Annotated in this window: 21 protein-coding genes and 1 pseudogene; 11 read left to right on the forward strand and 11 right to left on the reverse strand. The window is 62.0% G+C overall.

The genetic code is table 11. The features are described from left to right. Positions 1 to 69: 69 nt before the first annotated feature. The 9 genes and pseudogenes from TK49_RS23200 to merT all read right to left on the reverse strand — a co-directional run bounded on the left by TK49_RS23200 (position 70) and on the right by merT (position 8,301). Positions 70 to 2,985, reverse strand: a complete 2,916-nt coding sequence (locus TK49_RS23200) for a Tn3-like element IS1071 family transposase (RefSeq protein ID WP_045220660.1) — start codon at positions 2,983 to 2,985, stop codon at positions 70 to 72. Between the two features lie 121 nt (positions 2,986 to 3,106). After that, positions 3,107 to 3,610: pseudogene (locus TK49_RS23205) on the reverse strand (DUF4158 domain-containing protein); the annotation flags it as partial. Between the two features lie 2 nt (positions 3,611 to 3,612). Next, positions 3,613 to 4,173, reverse strand: coding sequence for a recombinase family protein (locus TK49_RS23210; protein WP_003124096.1), 561 nt, complete (start codon positions 4,171 to 4,173; stop codon positions 3,613 to 3,615). A 130-nt stretch (positions 4,174 to 4,303) separates the two neighbouring features. Then, the gene (locus TK49_RS23215; RefSeq protein WP_024542516.1) at positions 4,304 to 5,293 is read right to left on the reverse strand and encodes a DUF3330 domain-containing protein; all 990 of its coding nucleotides are present in this window, start codon (positions 5,291 to 5,293) and stop codon (positions 4,304 to 4,306) included. Beyond that, the gene (gene merE, locus TK49_RS23220) at positions 5,290 to 5,526 is read right to left on the reverse strand and encodes a broad-spectrum mercury transporter MerE (RefSeq protein ID WP_003132004.1); all 237 of its coding nucleotides are present in this window, start codon (positions 5,524 to 5,526) and stop codon (positions 5,290 to 5,292) included. The genes TK49_RS23215 and merE overlap by 4 nt, the downstream gene beginning before the upstream one ends. Beyond that, positions 5,523 to 5,888: a mercury resistance co-regulator MerD gene (gene merD / locus TK49_RS23225; protein ID WP_000995360.1), complete on the reverse strand. Its 366-nt coding sequence runs from the start codon at positions 5,886 to 5,888 to the stop codon at positions 5,523 to 5,525. Before merD ends, merE begins: the two co-directional genes overlap by 4 nt. Before the next feature lie 17 nt (positions 5,889 to 5,905). Continuing rightward, the gene (gene merA / locus TK49_RS23230; RefSeq protein WP_003156770.1) at positions 5,906 to 7,591 is read right to left on the reverse strand and encodes a mercury(II) reductase; all 1,686 of its coding nucleotides are present in this window, start codon (positions 7,589 to 7,591) and stop codon (positions 5,906 to 5,908) included. Positions 7,592 to 7,662: 71 nt separating this feature from the next. Then, positions 7,663 to 7,938 (reverse strand): mercury resistance system periplasmic binding protein MerP, encoded by a 276-nt coding sequence (gene merP, locus TK49_RS23235; RefSeq protein WP_003131987.1) that lies wholly within the window; start codon positions 7,936 to 7,938, stop codon positions 7,663 to 7,665. A gap of 12 nt (positions 7,939 to 7,950) precedes the next feature. Further along, positions 7,951 to 8,301 carry a mercuric ion transporter MerT gene (gene merT, locus TK49_RS23240; protein WP_003131974.1) on the reverse strand — a complete coding sequence of 117 codons (351 nt, stop codon included), beginning with the start codon at positions 8,299 to 8,301 and terminating at the stop codon, positions 7,951 to 7,953. A 71-nt stretch (positions 8,302 to 8,372) separates the two neighbouring features. On the opposite strand from merT, the gene TK49_RS23245 reads away from it, so the two are divergent. From TK49_RS23245 to TK49_RS23255, 4 genes are read left to right on the forward strand one after another with little or no spacing between them, the layout of a single operon-like run. After that, complete coding sequence (locus TK49_RS23245; RefSeq protein WP_003131969.1) at positions 8,373 to 8,807, forward strand: mercury resistance transcriptional regulator MerR; 435 nt, start codon at positions 8,373 to 8,375, stop codon at positions 8,805 to 8,807. Between the two features lie 54 nt (positions 8,808 to 8,861). After that, the gene (locus TK49_RS24695; protein WP_157774043.1) at positions 8,862 to 8,999 is read left to right on the forward strand and encodes a hypothetical protein; all 138 of its coding nucleotides are present in this window, start codon (positions 8,862 to 8,864) and stop codon (positions 8,997 to 8,999) included. A 54-nt stretch (positions 9,000 to 9,053) separates the two neighbouring features. Next, positions 9,054 to 10,112, forward strand: a complete 1,059-nt coding sequence (locus TK49_RS23250) for a DMT family transporter (RefSeq protein ID WP_024542515.1) — start codon at positions 9,054 to 9,056, stop codon at positions 10,110 to 10,112. A gap of 6 nt (positions 10,113 to 10,118) precedes the next feature. Beyond that, positions 10,119 to 11,417, forward strand: coding sequence for a site-specific integrase (locus tag TK49_RS23255; RefSeq protein WP_024542514.1), 1,299 nt, complete (start codon positions 10,119 to 10,121; stop codon positions 11,415 to 11,417). 25 nt (positions 11,418 to 11,442) lie between these two features. Here TK49_RS23255 and TK49_RS23260 read toward each other — a convergent pair whose 3' ends face one another. Beyond that, entirely contained in the window at positions 11,443 to 14,370 is a 2,928-nt protein-coding gene (locus tag TK49_RS23260; RefSeq protein WP_024542513.1) for a Tn3 family transposase, read from the reverse strand. Positions 14,371 to 14,584: 214 nt separating this feature from the next. On the opposite strand from TK49_RS23260, the gene TK49_RS23265 reads away from it, so the two are divergent. The 3 genes from TK49_RS23265 (at position 14,585) to TK49_RS23275 (ending at position 16,123) form a co-directional block, all read left to right on the forward strand. Beyond that, entirely contained in the window at positions 14,585 to 14,809 is a 225-nt protein-coding gene (locus tag TK49_RS23265) for a TraR/DksA family transcriptional regulator (protein WP_024542512.1), read from the forward strand. Between the two features lie 8 nt (positions 14,810 to 14,817). Then, positions 14,818 to 15,234, forward strand: a complete 417-nt coding sequence (locus TK49_RS23270; RefSeq protein ID WP_024542511.1) for a hypothetical protein — start codon at positions 14,818 to 14,820, stop codon at positions 15,232 to 15,234. A gap of 106 nt (positions 15,235 to 15,340) precedes the next feature. Beyond that, entirely contained in the window at positions 15,341 to 16,123 is a 783-nt protein-coding gene (locus TK49_RS23275; protein WP_024542510.1) for a hypothetical protein, read from the forward strand. A gap of 55 nt (positions 16,124 to 16,178) precedes the next feature. On the opposite strand, the gene TK49_RS23280 is transcribed toward TK49_RS23275, so the two are convergent. Beyond that, positions 16,179 to 16,445, reverse strand: a complete 267-nt coding sequence (locus tag TK49_RS23280; protein WP_024542509.1) for a hypothetical protein — start codon at positions 16,443 to 16,445, stop codon at positions 16,179 to 16,181. A 150-nt stretch (positions 16,446 to 16,595) separates the two neighbouring features. Here TK49_RS23280 and TK49_RS24700 point away from each other — a divergent pair, with 150 nt between their 5' ends. The 4 genes from TK49_RS24700 to TK49_RS23300 are packed head-to-tail and all read left to right on the forward strand — an operon-like array spanning position 16,596 to position 18,628. Further along, entirely contained in the window at positions 16,596 to 16,913 is a 318-nt protein-coding gene (locus tag TK49_RS24700) for a hypothetical protein (RefSeq protein WP_024542508.1), read from the forward strand. Further along, the gene (locus tag TK49_RS23290; protein ID WP_024542507.1) at positions 16,910 to 17,974 is read left to right on the forward strand and encodes a TadA family conjugal transfer-associated ATPase; all 1,065 of its coding nucleotides are present in this window, start codon (positions 16,910 to 16,912) and stop codon (positions 17,972 to 17,974) included. Before TK49_RS24700 ends, TK49_RS23290 begins: the two co-directional genes overlap by 4 nt. Before the next feature lie 9 nt (positions 17,975 to 17,983). Then, a complete protein-coding gene (locus tag TK49_RS23295; RefSeq protein ID WP_024542506.1) occupies positions 17,984 to 18,313 on the forward strand; it encodes a hypothetical protein in 330 nt (109 codons plus the stop codon). A 6-nt stretch (positions 18,314 to 18,319) separates the two neighbouring features. Further along, on the forward strand, positions 18,320 to 18,628 hold the full coding sequence (locus TK49_RS23300) for a hypothetical protein (protein WP_024542505.1): 309 nt from the start codon (positions 18,320 to 18,322) through the stop codon (positions 18,626 to 18,628). Positions 18,629 to 18,630: the final 2 nt, after the last annotated feature.

Consider the following 18,630-nt stretch of genomic DNA (forward strand, 5'->3'; position numbering starts at 1 on the left):
TCGTTGATTTCATTGACTTTCCTGTTCACTTTCAAATCTGCGATTCGTGGCGTCAAACCGTGGTCGGTTTCATCCATTGGTGCCAGTTATCGATGCATTTGGCCGCGAAGGCAGGATTTGGTCAGCATAGCGGTCAACCGGGAAGCGAAACACACCCCGCAAGTTGATGCTCTCCAGCCTGGTGGGCGCAATCTTCCCGATCAGTTCCGGTGGAATGACCTGGCGGCGGTTCGACCAGCGATCCAGGACCGCCTGCATCTGTGAGGTATTCCACGCCATCACGATGTTGGCCATCAGGCTCAACGCATCGGCCACAGCCTGCATTTCATCGACACGTTTGGCCTGCGCCGGGCTGATCCGGCCGGTATAAATGGCGCGCTTGAGGGCGTTAACAGCCTCGCCCCGATTGAGCACCCGGCGCAACTCGTTCCTGAAAGCGTCCTTGACAAAGTAGTCAGCCAAAAACGCCGTACGCAGCAACCGCCCCAATTGCACGCCAGCCTCATAGATTGGATCGCCCTGGGCGGCAGAACCGAACCGCGCAAGAGCTGCCACCGCACTGGCATGTCCGCTCATGACCGAGGCTGCCAGGTGCACCAGACTATCCCAATGCTTTTCGATCAAAGCGACGTCGACATTGGCTTCGCACACCGCAGCGATTTCTGCGGGCACTTTGGTGCCGCGTGGCACAAAGAGGTGGCGCTGTTTGAGTTCCTTCAACCGCGGGCAAAGATCAAAACCAAGCAAACGGGCATGTGACATGGCAAAGTCGGTGTAGCCATGGGTATCCACAGCAAGCTGGCTGGTCTCCAGCTTTTCTTGGCGGATGACACCTTCAATGGCCACGCCCGCCTGGCGCTCATTGAGCACAAAGGGCTGCGCATGGAAGATGCCCCACCGGTCTTTTACATGGGAGTAGATTCCAATGGAAGGTGTGTTGCGCCGAGGATCAAGCCGGGCTTGCCACACCCGTTTGGTGGTCTCCATGGTCATCATGTCAGAAGATGCCAAATCGGACCGCCCCCAGGTGGCGGCAATCGGGTGTCGCTGCATGAATTCCAGCACAGCCTGGCAGGCCTGGCTCAGACGCCGTTCGTCCCGCGCCCAGCGCATGGCCTGGCGAATGCTGGTGGCAGACAATTGCGGAATCATGCGCGCGCATTCGACCGCAGTCAGACTGGTGCCGTGGGCCATGATGCCGGCATAGACCATCAGCAGCTCGTCGGTAGAGCGCGGCTCACGTCCGAGCATGATCCAGCTAAAGCGCACCTGGGCGTCAACGGCCAGAATCACTTCCGGCAATTGAACCTCACCGATGCGGTGATCCAAAGCCGCGCGCAGCTTGGTCACTTCTGGGTCTTCGTCCTCTGCGGGCAATGGCGACAAATGGAGTTCATCATCCACGCGCAGTACGCCACTGCGGGCTGCAGCGGCCACCGCATCGACACCGGCAGTTACTCTGGCCAGCAAAGGCTTCAAGAAAGTGGCAGCCTTGCTGGGTAACGATAGACGGGCATAGTGTTTCTTGGACTCTGCCTGCCAACGCTCGTCCGTGAAGAACAAGCGCGCACGACCCCGAAAGCTCAGGCTGTGCTCAATCCAGACCGAGCCATTGCGCACCGCGCGGCGCAGGGCAAACAGGGTGGCCACCTCCAACGCCTGAAACGCCCGTTCCCGGTCTGGGCTGGAGATCGAAACCTGCCAGATCATTCCCAGACTTGGTGCCACCACTTCAACTGGCAGCTTTCTGGATCCTTTGAGATATAAAGCTTGCAGCTTGGCAAGGTACTCGATGGCAGGATGCTCGCCGGTGGCCTGCCAGGGCAGCTTTGCAATGGCGACGAGCAACGACCGCACGGGGCGAATTCCATCAATCAATCCCTCGCGGACCAGGGAGGCCCTGCTCGGTGGTTTGCGTTTCTGGGTTTCGGTGATCAAGGCTTCAAGACGGGCACGCAACTCAGCATCTGGCACCGCACCTTGCGCGCTCAAGGCAACAAGTTCGCCGAGCAGCGTTTTGTACATTGCGGCCCAATTGACGGTAGCGGGGACATCGGCGGCAGCCTGACGCCACAGATCGGCGATCCGGCGCTGCACCATAAGGATCAACTGGTCTGTGGTGGTGAACAGGCAATACCGAAGAAAGCATGCGACCTCCACGGTGCGCGCTGGCTCTTTGATCTTGGCTCCGGCTGAGGGCGGCCTGGAGACAAGTCGGCGCGCGTAGCGGCGCAAGATGAGATCGGGGATGTCTGCCAGGTGCTTATGAACGTCCAGCGTGTAAAGCAGGTCGATGCGCTCCAGTACCTCGCTGATTTGGCGGGTTGAGTGTTTCGCCGGTGCAGCCCATAGCCAACTCTGCTGGGTTTGTCCATCTGGGCGCGGCTCTGAAACTGAGGCTCGCCAGCGATCAAGTGTTGCTGGATCAACGCTGGCGGCGATGGCGGTGCCTGTTTCAACTTCAAGCTGGGCAAGTGCCGCCGCAATCAGTGTCCGAATTGCCCGCTCGTGCACGATCACCAGCTTGTTCTTGTACAGCCATTGACGCGCCCGCACGAGTAGCTGATCGCGGTCGGCGCAGCGCGCCACTTCGTCGCGCAGTTCACGTACCAGTGAGCGGCGCTGGTGCTCGCTCATCCACTGGAATCCAAGGACCGTGCAGGCTACTTGTTGGTGATCGAATAGCGTGCGCCCGCGTTCATACATGGCTCTCAGCGAGGCGACTTCTGGTGCTGCAATGCCAAGCTCGTTGCCAAGGTGGCGCCACAAGGCTACTGGAATTACCCGAAAGGCACCGAGCAAACGCCCACTCATGCGCAGGAAACCAATATGGAGCGCCAGACCAAGCTTGTGGGAATCACCTCGGCGTGCATTGATTGCGTCGCGCTCGGCACCATCGAAGGTGAAAAATGCCTTCATCTCGAAGTCGCTGATATCGCGGGGGAGCCCACGCATCCCCAAAAACGTTGTGTGCCAACCCTGCATCGTGAACCTCAAAAGTGGGAGGCCACCATACCCGTTTACAAAGCGAACAGGAAAGTCAATGAAATCAACGGTCTACCCAGACCACCCCCGCGCCAGTGCTAGCTTTGCGTACCGTCACTTATTGCACTGAAAACGAGGAGACCCCGTTGAGGGCAGGCAGAATGACCGACTGCTGCCGCAGGTGCTCGATCAAGGTGCTGGCCAGCACGATGCCCTTGTCGGTCTGCAAGGCCATCTCGGTCAGCAACTGGACGGCCTGCCGGTAGTGGCCCATGGTAAAGGGCTGGAAGCCGAACACCGTTTGCAGTTCGACCAGGTGCTCGCGCCGGGTCTGCTCCCGCTGCCCGTATTCGTCCCAGCTTTCGACGCTGACCTTGAGCTGGTCGGCGACCAGTTTCAACAAGGGCGGAAACGGCGGCTCATCGACGCCCAGGATGACACCAGGAAAGCGCAGGTAACAGAGCTGCACGGCGAAGCCCAGCCGGTTGGCCGGGCCGCGCCGCTGCCGGATGATGGAGAGGTCGGTTTCGCTGAACGTGTAGTGACGGATCAACTCATCCTTGGTGTCCGGCAACGCCAGCAGGCTTTCGCGCTCGGCGGCGGACAGGATTGAACGACGTGGCATATTTACTGATCCGTTCTCAAGTATTGATACAGGGTTTCGCGACTGATTCCGAATTCACGAGCCAGCTTGGTCTTTTGCTCGCCAGCCTCGACACGTTGGCGCAGTTCGGCAATACGCTCAGACGACAGGGATTTCTTCCTGCCACGGTAGGCCCCGCGCTGCTTGGCGAGCGCGATGCCCTCGCGCTGCCGCTCGCGGATCAAGGCGCGTTCGAACTCGGCGAACGCGCCCATTACCGACAGCATCAGGTTCGCCATCGGCGAGTCCTCGCCGGTGAAGGTCAAATGCTCCTTAAGGAACTCGATGCGTACGCCGCGCTGGGTGAGGCCCTGCACCAGGCGGCGCAGGTCGTCGAGGTTGCGCGCCAGACGATCCATGCTGTGCACCACGACCGTGTCGCCTTCGCGCACGAAGGCGAGCAGCCGTTCCAGTTCGGGCCGCCGTGTGTCCTTGCCCGACGCCTTGTCGGTGAACACTTTATCCACCTGGATCTGTTCGAGCTGCCGTTCTGGGTTCTGGTCGAAGCTGCTGACGCGGACGTAACCGATGCGCTGACCGTGCAAGGTATCCTCCTGAGGGAAATGTGTCAGGAAGAAATCTATGACCCTTGACGGCGTATGTCAATCAATTCGGAAGGCAACTCTATTCTGACGATTTAGCGCCGGATGGTCTGACGCCAAGTTAGGGTATGCCTCAATCTGACGGTAGCGAGTCGCAGGCGTTCGGATCGGCATCGGTTTCGTTCCCTGTCTTGGCACGCGCTTCGAAGCGTTGATAACACTCCAACCCGCAGAAGTGCTCGACGTATTCCGCGCCTTCCGGGGTGAAGGCGGCATCGAGCGGGATTTCCTTGCAGCACACGCAGCAACTGGTGGTGGTCGAGTCACTTGCATTCATGGTGGCACCCCTCCATTGACTGACGAAGACGGCGAATGCCGCCGCCGGCATTGGCTTCGCGAACAGGAAGCCTTGTCCTGTGTCGCAGTCCGCTTGTCGCAATAGATCAAGACTCGCCGATGTTTCCACGCCTTCAGCCACCACATCCATGCCCAGCCCGTGCGCAAGCTGAATCACGGTGTGCACGATGGTTTGGTCGCGGCGGTCGTTGGCGAGCCCGGCGACAAACGATTGGTCGATCTTGAGCGTGCTGATTGGGCAGCACTTCAGATGTTGCAGACAGGAATACCCCGTCCCGAAGTCATCGGCGGCGAAGCGCACACCGATCTGCCGCGAGGCGTCCAGGGCGGGGAAGATCGCCGGATCACCAAACGCGACCGATTCGGTCAGCTCGATTTCGAGATACTCGGCGGGCAACTCGGCATCAGCCAGCACGCCCTTTACCCACCCGTCGAAGTCCGGTCCCACTTGGCTCGCCGAAACATTGACGGCCAGCCGGAACGGTCGCCATGCCAGCATTCGCCAGTCACGCATCTGGCGGCAGGCTTCGCCCAGCACCCAAGCGCCGATTTCAGGCATCAGGCCGGACGATTCGACCACGGGCAGGAACTGGCCCGGTGGCAATAGTCCAAGCGTCGGATGACGCCAGCGCAACAGGGCTTCCGCGCCGACAATCCCACCACTGCGCAGATCGACGACGGGCTGGTAGTGCAGTTCAAGCTGCCCGCGCTCGACCGCTTGGGCCAGTTCCGGCGTCGTCCATCCATCCGGCCGGAAAGCGCTCATTCTCTTTCCCTGAATGCCCGCAACGCCCGCGACAGGGACAGAAGGAACAGGCCGGTCAAACCGAGCGCCGCGATGACCCAATGCTCGCCGAGGAAAGCACCGGCGGTTGTGCCGGCCAGCACGACAGCGAGGATGGGCAGGTGGCAGGGGCAAGTCAGCACAGCCAGTCCGCCCCACAGGTAGCCGGTGATCGGTTTGTGCGTCTCGGACGGCAAGCGCTCGGGGTTGTTCATGGCAGACTCTCCGCGTGCTGTGCCGGCTCGGTCGGCAGGGTGGCCAACTGCACTTCCAGATCGGCCAACGCTTCGCGCCGACGCTCGACGAACTGACGCAGCAGGGCAAGCTGCGCGGCCGCTTCGTCGCCGTCCGCCGCATCCAGCGCCCGGCACAGCCGCGCCAGCGCGTCGAGGCCGATGCCCGCCTCGAAGGCCGCCCGCACGAAGCACAGCCGTTGCAAGGCGGCGTCATCGAACAAGCCGTAGCCGCCTGGTGTGCACGCCACCGGGCGCAGCAATCCGCGCAGCAGGTAGTCGCGCACGATATGCACGCTCACCCCGGCATCAAGAGCCAGCCGGGACACCGTGTAGGCGTTCATTGAACACCTCCTTTTTCTCACCCGGCGCAGCAGGAAAGCTGCTTCACATCCTTGTTGAAGGTCTGCGCCGCGAGCTTCAACCCCTCGACCATCGTCAGGTAGGGGAACAACTGGTCGGCCAGTTCCTGCACCGTCATGCGGTTGCGAATGGCCAGAGCCGCCGTCTGGATCAGTTCACCCGCTTCCGGCGCGACCGCCTGTACGCCGATCAGCCGATGGCTGCCTTCCTCGATAACCAACTTGATGAAGCCGCGTGTGTCGAAGTTGGCGAGCGCACGCGGCACGTTGTCCAAGGTCAAGGTGCGGCTGTCGGTCTCGATCCCGTCGTGGTGGGCTTCCGCCTCGCTGTAGCCCACGGTCGCCACTTGCGGATCGGTGAACACCACGGCCGGCATTGCGGTCAGGTCGAGCGCCGCATCGCCGCCGGTCATGTTGATCGCGGCACGGGTGCCGGCCGCTGCCGCCACATAGACGAACTGCGGCTGGTCGGTGCAGTCGCCGGCCGCGTAGATGTTCGGGTTGCTCGTGCGCATGCCTTGGTCGATGACGATGGCACCTTGCGCATTGACAGTGACCCCCGCTGCGTCCAGCGCGAGGCTGCGCGTGTTCGGTGTCCGACCGGTGGCAACCAGCAGTTTGTCGGCGCGCAATTCACCGTGCGTGGTGGTCAGCACGAATTCACCGTCCATATGGGCGACCTGGCTGGCTTGCGTGTGCTCCAGCACCTCGATGCCCTCGGCACGGAAAGCGGCTGTCACCGCCTCGCCGATGGCCGGGTCTTCACGGAAGAACAAGGTATTGCGCGCCAGGACCGTGACCTTGCTGCCCAGCCGGGCAAAGGCTTGCGCCAGCTCCAGCGCCACCACCGACGAGCCGATTACGGCAAGGCGTTCGGGAATGGTGTCGCTCGCCAGGGCCTCGGTGGAAGTCCAGTAGGGTGACTCTTTCAAGCCCGGAATCGGCGGGACCGCCGGGCTGGCACCCGTGGCGACCAGGCAGCGGTCGAACATCACGACGCGCTCGCCACCCTCGTTCAAACGGACGGTAAGGCTCTGGTCGTCCTTGAAGCGCGCCTCACCGTGCACAACGGTGATGGCCGGATTACCGCCCAGGATGCCTTCGTACTTGGCGTGCCGCAGTTCGTCGACGCGGGCCTGCTGCTGGGCCAGCAGCTTACTGCGGTCAATCGTAGGCACAGTTGCCGCAATACCGCCATCGAACGGGCTTTCCCGGCGCAGATGGGCGATGTGGGCGGCGCGGATCATGATCTTGGACGGCACACAGCCGACATTGACGCAGGTGCCGCCGATGGTGCCGCGCTCGATCAGCGTGACCTGCGCGCCTTGCTCGACGGCCTTCAGCGCCGCCGCCATCGCGGCTCCACCGCTGCCAATGACCGCTACCTGCACCGGGGGCTCGTTGCCACTGTGCTTTTCGGCGGCGGCCATCCATCCCCGCACCTTGTCGAGCAGTCCGACGCGGTTGTCCGCCAGTGGCGCATCGGCTAGCGTTGCCTTGTAGCCCAGTCCGGCCACGGCGGCAGTCAGCGCGTCCGGCGATGTGCCCGGCACGATGGCGAGTTGCGCTGTGCCCTTCGGATAGGACACCAGCGCCGACTGCACGCCTGGCACTTTTTCCAGCGCTTCCTTGACGTGCGCCGCGCACGAGTCGCAAGTCATGCCGGTGATTTTTAGATGGGTCATGCAACAGATCCTTTATCGTTTGTGGCGCCAGACAATGACGTCCGTTGTGCTGCGGTGCCGTTTTCAGTGACTCACTGCTTGACGCTGGACGGATAGCCCGCGTCTGCGGTTGCCTTGGTCAGCTTCTGCACGCTGGTCTTGGCATCGTCGAAGGTGACGACCGCTTGGCGTGTCTCGAAAGTCACGTCAACTTTGCTGACGCCTTCGACCTTGGAAATCGCCTTCTTGACAGTGATCGGGCAGGCGGAGCAGGTCATGCCCGGTACGGACAGCGTGACGGTCTGGGTGGCGGCCCAGACGGGGGCAACAACGGCGGCGAGGGCGAGGGAGGCAAACAGTTTCTTCATGGTGAACTCCGATCAGTAGAAAAATGGCATGACGTAGGGAAATCCGAGCGCGACCAGAACCAGCGCGGCCACGATCCAGAAAATGAGCTTGTAAGTAGCTCGCACTTGGGGAATCGCGCAGACCTCACCCGGTTTGCAGGCCGCTGCCTGCCGGTAGATGCGCCGCCAGGCGAAGAACAACGCCACCAGCGCCACGCCGATAAAGATGGGGCGATAGGGTTCCAACACCGCCAAGTTGCCGATCCAAGCGCCGCTGAACCCCAAGGCGATCAGAACCAACGGCCCGAGGCAGCAAGCCGAGGCGAGGATGGCGGCAAGCCCTCCAGTGAAGAGCGCGCCGCGCCCGGTTTTTGGTTCAGACATGCGCTTGTCCTTTCGAATTGAAATTGGATAGCGTAACCTTACTTCCGTACTCATGTACGGAGTCAAGCGATATGGAAAACAATTTGGAGAACCTGACCATTGGCGTTTTCGCCAAGGCGGCCGGGGTCAATGTGGAGACCATCCGTTTCTATCAGCGCAAGGGCTTGTTGCTGGAGCCTGACAAGCCCTATGGCAGCATCCGCCGCTATGGCGAGGCGGATGTAACGCGGGTGCGCTTCGTGAAATCAGCCCAGCGGCTGGGCTTCAGCCTGGATGAGATCGCCGAGCTGCTGCGGCTGGAGGATGGCACCCATTGCGAGGAAGCCAGCAGTCTGGCCGAGCACAAGCTCAAGGACGTGCGCGAGAAAATGGCTGACCTGGCGCGCATGGAGGCCGTGCTGTCTGAGTTGGTGTGCGCCTGCCATGCGCGAAGGGGGAACGTTTCCTGCCCGCTGATCGCGTCACTACAGGGTGGAGCAAGCTTGGCAGGTTCGGCTATGCCTTAGCGTGCTTTATTTTCCGTTTTCTGAGACGACCCCTTTAAGGTTGAGGCAGCCGGAGTGGCCAAGATCGGCGAAGGTTGGGTGGGGCCGAATGCGCACAGCTTGGCGATCGATCCCGCCACGCATGAGATTTATCTTCCCCTGCCGGACATCGACCATCATCCGGTGATGCGTGTCTTGAAGCCCGACACCTGACGCACGCCGAACGCGCGACAATAGTCGAGCCCGCGCTCAACCACGATTGTCGACATGTCCCTCCGCTCCGCAACCCCAGCCCTGGCAGCCGCACTGCTGTTCGGCGCAAGCACGCCCTTGGCTAAGACCCTGACTGGCGCGGTTTCACCGATCCTGCTGGCGGGACTGCTCTATCTGGGAAGTGGCCTTGGCTTGGCGGGTGTTCTGCTATTCAGGCGGCTGACCAGGACAGCCAGCGAGGCGGCACAGCCTGGGCCTGCCATTCCTCGGGGTGAGATTCCCTGGCTGCTGGGCGCGATTGTCGCCGGCGGCGTGGCGGGGCCAGCACTCCTGATGACGGGGTTGACTCACACGGGCGCCGCGCCCGCGTCGCTATTGCTGAACGTCGAAGGGGTTTTCACCGCGCTGGTGGCGTGGATCATATTCAAGGAAAACGCCGACCGGCAAATCGTTCTCGGGATGGTCGCCATCGTCGCGGGCGGCGTGCTGCTGTCGTGGCAACCCGATGCGGCGAGCCTGTCACCGGGCGCCTTGTTGATCGTTGCCGCCTGTGCCTGCTGGGCGATCGACAACAATCTGACGCGTAACGTCTCGTCCAACGATGCGGTGTTGATCGCCTGCCTGAAAGGCTTGGTGGCCGGCACCTGCAATACTGGCTTCGCACTGGTGGCCGGCAATGCGCTGCCGGCTGCGTTGCCTCTTGTCGCGGCCATGGTGGTCGGCTTTGCTGGCTATGGGATTAGCCTGGCGCTATTCGTGGTCGCGCTGCGACATCTGGGCACCGCGCGCACCGGAGCGTACTTCTCGGTCGCGCCGCTGTTCGGCGTCGTGATTTCATTCCTCATCTGGCCTGAGGTTCCCGGCATTCTGTTCTGGATCGCTGCGGCGCTGATGGCGCTAGGGGTCTGGCTGCATCTGCGCGAGCGGCACGAGCATGAGCACGTGCACGAGCCCATGGAGCACATGCATGCGCATCGACACGACGAGCACCACCAGCATGAGCACGATTTCCCGTGGGATGGCAAGGAGCCACACGTGCATGCGCACAAGCATGAGGTGCTGGTCCACAAACACCCGCATTATCCGGACATCCACCATCGTCATACGCACTAGGGCGCGATGCCGGATATTGACCGCTATCTCGAAGCCGCGACCCGCGATAACACGCGGCGCAGCTACCAATCGGCCATTCGGCATTTCGAGGTCGAGTGGGGAGGCTTCCTGCCGGCGAGCGCCGACAGCATTGCGCGCTACCTGGCCGACCACGCGCAGACGCTTGCCATCAACACGCTGCGTCAGCGCCTTGCTGCGATCGGGCAGTGGCACGTTTCACAGGGTTTCCCCGACCCGACCCGGGCGCCACACGTGCGGAAGGTGCTCAAGGGCATCCAGGCACTGCACCCTGCCCAGGAGCGGCGCGCCAAACCGCTGCAACTCATGCAACTGGAGCGATTGGTCGCGTGGCTCGATGCCCAGATCGCCACAGCTACGGTGGCAAATGCGGGCCGTCAACTCCAGGTCCACACCCGTAACAAGGCGCTGGTGCTGATCGGCTTCTGGCGGGGTTTCCGATCGGACGAACTGAGCCGGCTGCAGATCGAGCACATCACCGTCGAACCTGGGCGCGGCATGACCATCTTCCTGCCGCGCACCAAGACAGACCACGTTGGTACGACGCACCGGGCACCGGCCTTGTCGCGTCTGTGCCCGGTGGCGGCCTACGAGGCATGGCTGGCCGCATCCGGCTTGACGCGGGGTCCGGTTTTTCGGCGCATCGATCGCTGGGGGAAGATCGCCGACGCCGGGCTGCAGGCCGCCAGCGTCGTGCCCTTGTTGCGAACGTTGTTCCAGGAAGCCGGCCTGCCCGAGGCGGCTCGCTATAGCAGTCACTCGCTGCGGCGCGGCTTTGCCTCCTGGGCCAACGCGAACCAGTGGGATCTCAAGATGCTGATGGAGTACGTCGGCTGGAAGGATGTCCGCTCCGCCATGCGCTACATTGACGCGGCAGACCCATTCGCACAACACCGTATCGAATCGGCGCTGGCGCCGCCTGCAGCACCTATGCCACCGCGGGCCATCCCACCCGCATCGACGGAGCAGCGCCCCATGGCTGTGCCCAAGCCCGTGGCTCAGACGCGCTTGATCGTGCGCCTCTATATCGAGCGCAACAGCAAGTTCGTGCGCGGCAAGTCCAAGGCGCGTCGCTGGATTGAGCAGTGCTGCTTGGCCCAGTACCAAATGCGGCCGCTGGAGGGCCCCCGCACCGAATACGAGATCGTGATGCCGTTTGCCGCTGGCCCCGAACTGGAACAGGCCATCGCGGAACTGATTGCGGAGATGCACGACCAGGCGGACCTGTGCAACTGCTTTGTCGAGGTGACGCTGCACGATCCGGTGACCGATACCCACTGGAGCTAATCAGCCTGGGACTTGCGAATTGCCATTATCCCGCACGCCGGCGAGGCGCTGCCTCCAGCAGGGTGTCCTGGTACTGGTGGATCGGGAAACTCAGGATGCCCCGGAAATTCACATGCGCGAAGTGGGCCGGGCCCATGCGGCGCAGCCAGTCGTCTTCGACGCGCAGCCCCTTGCGGCGCCACGCATCGACCGTGGCCTGCATACGCTGCGTGTTCCAGGCAATCACCAGGTTCGTCAGTAGGGTCAGCGATCCGGAAATCGCGATCATTTCGTCCTGACGGCGCCCGCGGTCATGTGCCACCTTGCTGGAATAGATGGCCCGCTGAAGCTGGTGGACCGACTCACCCCGATTGAGCAGGGTGCGCAACTCGCGGCGAAACTCCGCATTGCTGAAGAAGTCGCACAGGAACAGCGTGCGCAGCAGTTTGCCCAGGTGATCCGCAGCTTTGTGGATGGGGTCGCCTTGGGCGGCGCTGCCGAAGCGCTGCAGCGCGACAATCGCACTCACGCGTCCCGAATAGATTGACGCCACCAAGCGCAGCAACCCATCCCAGCCCTCACGAATAGTCTTGAGCGAGATCTCGTGAGACGCTGCGGCCGACAAGCCGTCGCTCACTAGCAGCCCACGCGGCACGTACAGCTTGCGCTCGGACAGGTTGCGAAGCCATGGGCACAGGTCAAAGCCGAGCAATTTGGCCACCGCCATCCCCACGTTCGTATAGCCGTGCGTATCGACCGCGAGCCGGAGGAGCCCGCCGCCGGTACGGGTCTCGTTGTGGCGCAGCACGCCTTCGATCGCTACGCCGGTCTGCCGCTCGTTGAGCACCATGGGCTGGTTGTACGCGATACCGTGCTGGTCCAGCACGTGGGTGTAGATGCCAACCGCATGGGTGCGCCGGCGCGGATCGGCGCGTGCGTAAAACAAGTGGGGTGAGGTATCCAGGCTCATCGAGTCGCTCGACGCCTGCTGACCGGTTCCCCACAGCTCGGTGATCGCGTGCGTGCGTTGGAACTCCACCACGCGCTCATTCGCGCGGCGCAGCCGCCCCGGCATCTCCAACGCGCGCATCGCAGTAGAGACGTGCGCCGTGTCCAATTGCGGGATCATGGCCGCCACACCCTTGGCATCCAGTTCGGTACCGTGGGCGATCAATGCAGCGTAGAGCGAGATCAACTCGTGCGCATCGCGCGCCTTGCGTGCGAGCAGCACCTCGCTGAAATTCGTACGGGCATCCATCTCCAGGATCATGTCGGCAAACTGCGCGCTGCCAATGTCCTTGAAGAGCAGATCACGTGTACGCGTGGGTACACCGTCGGTTGGGGCCGCGTCCAGCGGCGACAGATGCAACACACCGTTCGCATCCATCGTGAAGTGACCCGCCTCGCGGGCCTCGTCCAGCGCCGCAAGACCTGCCTTCAGATGATCCGTGAGGCGGTTGAGGTAGGTGTCAGCCTGGTTCGGCAAACCGATCGAGGACAGATACCGGTCCCGCTCCGATTCCCACTGTGTCGGCGGGATCAGCAACTGATCGCGCTCCCGGAACGACAGGCTGTGGCTGATCCAGACCGTGCCGCGGCGCAGAGCTTTGCGCAAGCCCGTGATCGCGCAGGCTTCCATCGCGCGCAGCGCGCGCTTACGATCTTCGCCATCGACCAAATCACGCCAGCTTGCGCTCACCGGCACATTGCAATCGGGCGGCAGTTCCGTCGCACCATGTTCGTACAGCTTGCCGATGACCTCAAGCTGCCGCATGACCGGCTCGTTGCCGTTTCCGGCCAGCTCCAATTCCCGCAGGGGCGCCAGCAGGTTGCGGATGCGGTGGTGATCTTCTGTGAGTGTTTCGCGCACGCTCGCGGCATGGCTTGCGGTGGGCTTGGCAGACAGGCCTTCGAGCAGCTGGCCGATGTCTGCCAGGCGCGCTTCGGCCGAGCGACTGTCGTCGTCAACCAGCCCCTTGATCTCGACCAGTTGCTGCCGGTATTGGAGCGCCGAGCGCGCTTGCTTCGTAGTGGTCTTGTTGTAGGCCTGCCTGATGAGATCGGAGACGCGGCGTCCGGCCTGGTAGGCCATCGCGTCCGTCAACTCCAGCAGGGTCACACGCAGGAAGAACAACAGTTCGATGGTGCGCGTGGACGTTTTCAGTTCGCGGATCTTGGCAGGACGGCGGGCCTGGACGCGCTGGCCATAGGCGCGTTGTTTCTCGATCGGGATGCCATCCAACGCCCAGGTATGCGCGCCCAGTCCTTTGAGAAAGCGGATTTTGTCCAGCGTCTCGCTCATGGTGGACGGGCTGTGGCGTGCGGGCGGCGTCTTGAGCCATTCCAGCACGGTCGAACTGGAGGCCGCATGCTGGGCAAATACAGCGGCCTCAGCCCGCGCAACCTGCTCCATGGGCACGACCGCTTCAATCGTGGCCAGCAGGTCACGCTCGATGCTCGCCCAAATGGAACGCGCCAAGTCCTGCAACGCGCGCGTGGAAGGGATCAGAATCCGCCGTTCGTACAGCCAGTAGTTGGCGTGCTGGACCAGCTCGTCCAGCGACAGCGATTCGGTGGCGTCCTGCCGCATCCAGGCTTCGAGGCCCGTCCACTGGTCTTCATCCAGCCGCCTCAGGCCGAGGTAATCGCAAGCCCAGACCTGATGCTCGTAAAGCGTCTTGTAGCGTTGGTAGATTGTGCGTAGTGACGCAATGGTCGGGGTTGGCAAGCCGAGCTTGTCGCCGACGTAGCGCAGCAACTGCCGGGGTAGGGTATTGAGCTGGTCGAGGGTGCGGCCGCTAGCACGCAGGAAAACCAGCTGAATGGCGGCGCCGGCTCGCCCGTCCCGTCGGAACTTGTTGTTAATCGCGGCGATATCGCTGCCGGTCAAGGCAAAGTAATGATCGATATCGAACTCGGATAAGCGGGCCGGTAAGCAGTCCTTTCCCACATAGCGAAATTGCAAGTCCGACATCTTCCGCCCCCGTTCAGGTGACGCGATCCGAAATCGCGGGGCGGACATCGTACTCCCGAAGACGCCGGAAGGCAGCAGACAATAGTCGGAATCACCTGGAAAGCCTTATGAAAAAAGGCTTTGCCGGGAAACCGCCAGATTTTGCACGAGAAGTACGATTACCCCTACGAGCGATACCGAACTGGCATACGGTGACGAAGCAGACCTCGCAACAATGCGCGCAGAGCATGAAGCGAGATTCACTGCTCAGGCCGCGCTGACCAAGCGGCTTGGCCAGGTCGAATCAGCACTGGTCCGCTTGCGCCGCGGGGAATATGGGATCTGTGAACTCACAGGGGAAGAGATCCCCATCGAACGCCTGCGTGCAAATCCGCTGGCGACGCGCACGATCGAGGCACAAGAGCGCGCCGAGCGCCGCAGCCGACTGTTCGCAGTCTGAGAACGATCATGAGCAAAAGCCCGACCACAGGCCGCCAGTACAACGCTCAGGCAACTTCAGACGCATCTACGCCCTATCGGGGGTGTTTCGTGTCCGGCGATTGGCTCGAGGGATGCCCTCGAATCCTTGCGTACGCGAAGGGGCTCAATTGGGCCGAGCCGCTATTTCCGAAGGATTCCGTGGTGGAGATTGTGCGCCTGATGCGGGGCAAAGTGATCTTCGACGAGGCCGCGTACGCCGTGAGTGTGTTCGAGGACTCTGGCGCGGCAACGACTATAGGCGTACAGCAGATCACCATCGAGGGCAAACGTGTCGAGGTGTACCAAGTTGGCGCTGGATGGAACTGGGTCGATGCGGACCTACCTGCGCTTCAGGCCCGACGGAGCGAATGGCGTGTGAGACAGGTGAAGCCGACGGGACGCTGAGTCGCCCGCAGAAACAGGTACGCAACGCGTGATTGGATAAGCAATTACTAGATAACTATGTTGCTACATGACCAATGCGTGCAACTTAACCAAAATTCGTCCTACAATGGGCGCCAAGATCAACCAACTTCTTCCTGAGACAACCATGCGCAGCTTTACCGATCTCTGCACGATGGCCTTCGAGCGTTTGCGTTCCCCAGTCGATGGGGCGTTGAACGTCTCCTTCTACGCAATGGATCGTGCGACCCCGTCACTGCATGTTGTCGAGTGCCGCCCGGAAGTCGCCTCCTTTTACGCCGAGGGACAAATCCCCGGTCATGAGGAGGTTGGCGCCATCACATGTGGAATGACGCCAGGCGAGGTCCGCGTTGGGTTGATCATGCCGCCGTCGGCAGTGTTCGGCGACGCTCAGTCGCTCAAGATGGAGATCAGTCACGCCTACGACGGTTTGCCGGCCGACATCATTCGCACGCTGCCAGGCCGGCGCACGTTGTTCGATCGTGTCTTCAACGAAGCCCCGTTCGACGCGCACTGGATGCGACAGGCTCTGGAGGATGACGCGGCAGCGCAAATGCTGGTCGAGCGCCTGAGCTACATTGTCAGCACCATTTGGCGCACCGGCATGCAGGTGCTTGCTGACGCCGGCATGATGGAGTTGAGCGACACGGTACTTGTCTGGAGCGCAGTGCAACTGCAGCCCCACGACATCTGCAAGAAATTCCACGTCGTAATCGTCGACAGCGCTCGTCAGGAAGATGGGCGCTGGGTAACAGTGCTGCGTTCAAACCTGCCGGCCAATTTCCTCGAGAAGGCGATGAATTCGGAGGGCTACGAAGTCACGGTCAGTTCAGTGGAGGATGTCCAGGAGATGCCAGAACTGGCAGCTTGACGAGCACCTGGCAGTCGAACCCAAAGCCGCGCGGCCTGAAAACCGCGCGGCTTTTTCATATGTCCTCGCTATAGCTCGTTCGCTTGCGATCGAGCTCCATGAGCACCTTAGCGCGCGGCTGCAGATTGCGCAGAACCGTCGCGTGCGCCTCCCACAGCAAGTGCAGAAGGCTCTTGACGTGCCCCCAAAGGGCCGAGTGCGGCGACAACTCCTTGAACATCCACACGAGGATGGCCCGCAGCGGAGGCAGTACCAGGAACGCCAGCAGGACGAAAAATCCGTAGAAAAGCAGGGACGCGACGTTGATTGAAGAGCCGTGCATAACTGGTATTCCGAAGAAATGTGATTAGACATTATATGGCTTCGTTGCGTTACTTAGCATTGCCGTGCTAGCATAATTCTAGTTATGCCGCCTCTCGAAAAGAGACAACCACACGTCTGACAGCAGGACACGCCTGTTTGTCCCGAGTACATGCAACTCAATCCCTCCAAACCGGTTCTGGGCATCGTCTCCACGCTTGCCTTCCTGTACTTGATTTACCTCTTCCTGACCGGTGATCCGCTGGAGAGGATCAACAGGACGTGCGCGCCATTGTTCCAGTGGCCAGCGAAGGTCGTTATTGGCGGAGTGCGAATCTTTTCCCCCGGCTCCGCACAGGCAGTGGAATCCAAGTTCGATACCGGCTTCCAAACATGCCGGCAGTGGGTCTGGAATTCGTTCTATGCCGCCGACTACGCGCGTCTGCGGACTCGCACTGCCGAGGACAATCGAGGCGGGGCCAACCAATGAAGCGCCCATGGGCAAGCCAGGTTGAAGAGGCGCAGCGGCTATTGTGGGATCGGCTGTCTGCGCTGCGCGAATATCTCGATGACTCGACTGTCACCGAAATCATGCTCAACCCGACGGCAGACGGCGAGATCCGCGTCTTCATCGAACGGGCTGGTCGCATGGCGATGGTGGACGCACGCGTCGATCAGATGGCGGTGGATGCCTCTATCCGCGCAATCATGATGCTCAACGACAAGGACGTCGGTTCGCTGATGGATGCTCGCCTGGCCGGCGTACGGGTCGCGGCGGCACTCCCACCAGTGTCGATTCACGGCCCGATGCTCGTCATCCGAAAGCACGCATCCAGGCGCTTTCGCCTGGATGAATATGTGCAGAGCGGTGCGTTTCTACCGGGCGGCGGGGCGGCTGGCCAGCAAACCGAGCACGGTATGACCGCGCAGCAAGATTTCGAGCATCAGGCTTCCCAGGGTGGGCGGGGGCTGCTGGAATTTATACGGTGGGCGGTGCAGGCCCAGCGCAACATCATTGTTTGCGGCGGCACCGGGTCGGGTAAGACCACGCTGCTGTCGTCGTGCATGCTTGAGGTCTCCCCCGACGATCGCGTGATCACTTGCGAGGACACCAACGAGATCGTGCTGGACCAGCCGAACGTCGTTCAGCTGGAAGCAAACGCCGCGCATGGCATCGGGATCCGCGACTTGATCCGCACCTGCCTGCGTTCGCGCCCCGATCGGATCATCGTTGGCGAAATTCGCGGCCCGGAGGCCTACGACTTCCTGGACGCAATGAACACTGGCCACGGCGGCTCGCTATGCACGCTGCATGCCGACTCCGCCTCCCTGGCACTTCAGCGTCTTGAATCTCTCATGCGTATGTCCCCGAACGCGGCCAACTTGCCGCTGCGCGACATGCGCGCCCAGATCGCGTCAGCAATCCACTACGTCGTCTTCCAGGCGCGGGTGGATGGCGTGCGTGGCCCCCGCGAGGTCATCGGCCTCGACGGGATCGACGAGCGCGGTGAGTACCGCATCCGCCGCGTTTACGCGGCATCTTCCACCTGAGGTCTTTCCATGAAAAAGCGCGTTCTCTTTCCGGCCCTGTTGCTCGCCACCCTGCCTGGCGCCTCGTGGGCGCAATTCAACGGCAATGGTTCCAGCGGCGTGGCCAGCGGCATCGTCGCCGGCATCTGCGGCTTCATCAAGCCGTTCGTCGGCTCGAACTCGCAGGTGCTGTCGGTGGTCTTCCTGCTCACACTGGGCGTGATGGTGCTGCTGTGGATGCTCAATGAAAACAAGGAAGGCGTGATGGTCTGGCTGCTGCGCACCGGCGTTGCGCTGGCTCTGCTGATCAACATCTTCACGCTGCCGCAGCTGATCGGCCTGCCGGCCGTCGCCTGCTGATCAGGCATGCGCCAATCCTACGACTGCGAGGGCGTCAACACGCCCAAGACGATTGCTGGCGTCGAATGGAAGATCGTCGTCGGTGTCGGCCTGTTCTTCGGCTTCGGCGCGCTGATGTACCGCGTGCCGCAAGTCCTGATCCTGCCGGCACTGGTCATCATGTTCCTGCGCGGTCCAGGCCTGCGCGATCCGTTCTTCCTGCGCGTCTATCTGCGCCACCGGGCGCACCGCGACCGGTACTCGCCGGCGTACTGCGCGCTTCCCAACCTGCGTTTCCCACGCCCGCCCGGCTTCGGGCGGCGCAACTGGTTCTGAGC

The organism is Ralstonia mannitolilytica (assembly GCF_000954135.1).
GTDB classification, from domain to species: Bacteria; Pseudomonadota; Gammaproteobacteria; order Burkholderiales; family Burkholderiaceae; genus Ralstonia; species Ralstonia mannitolilytica.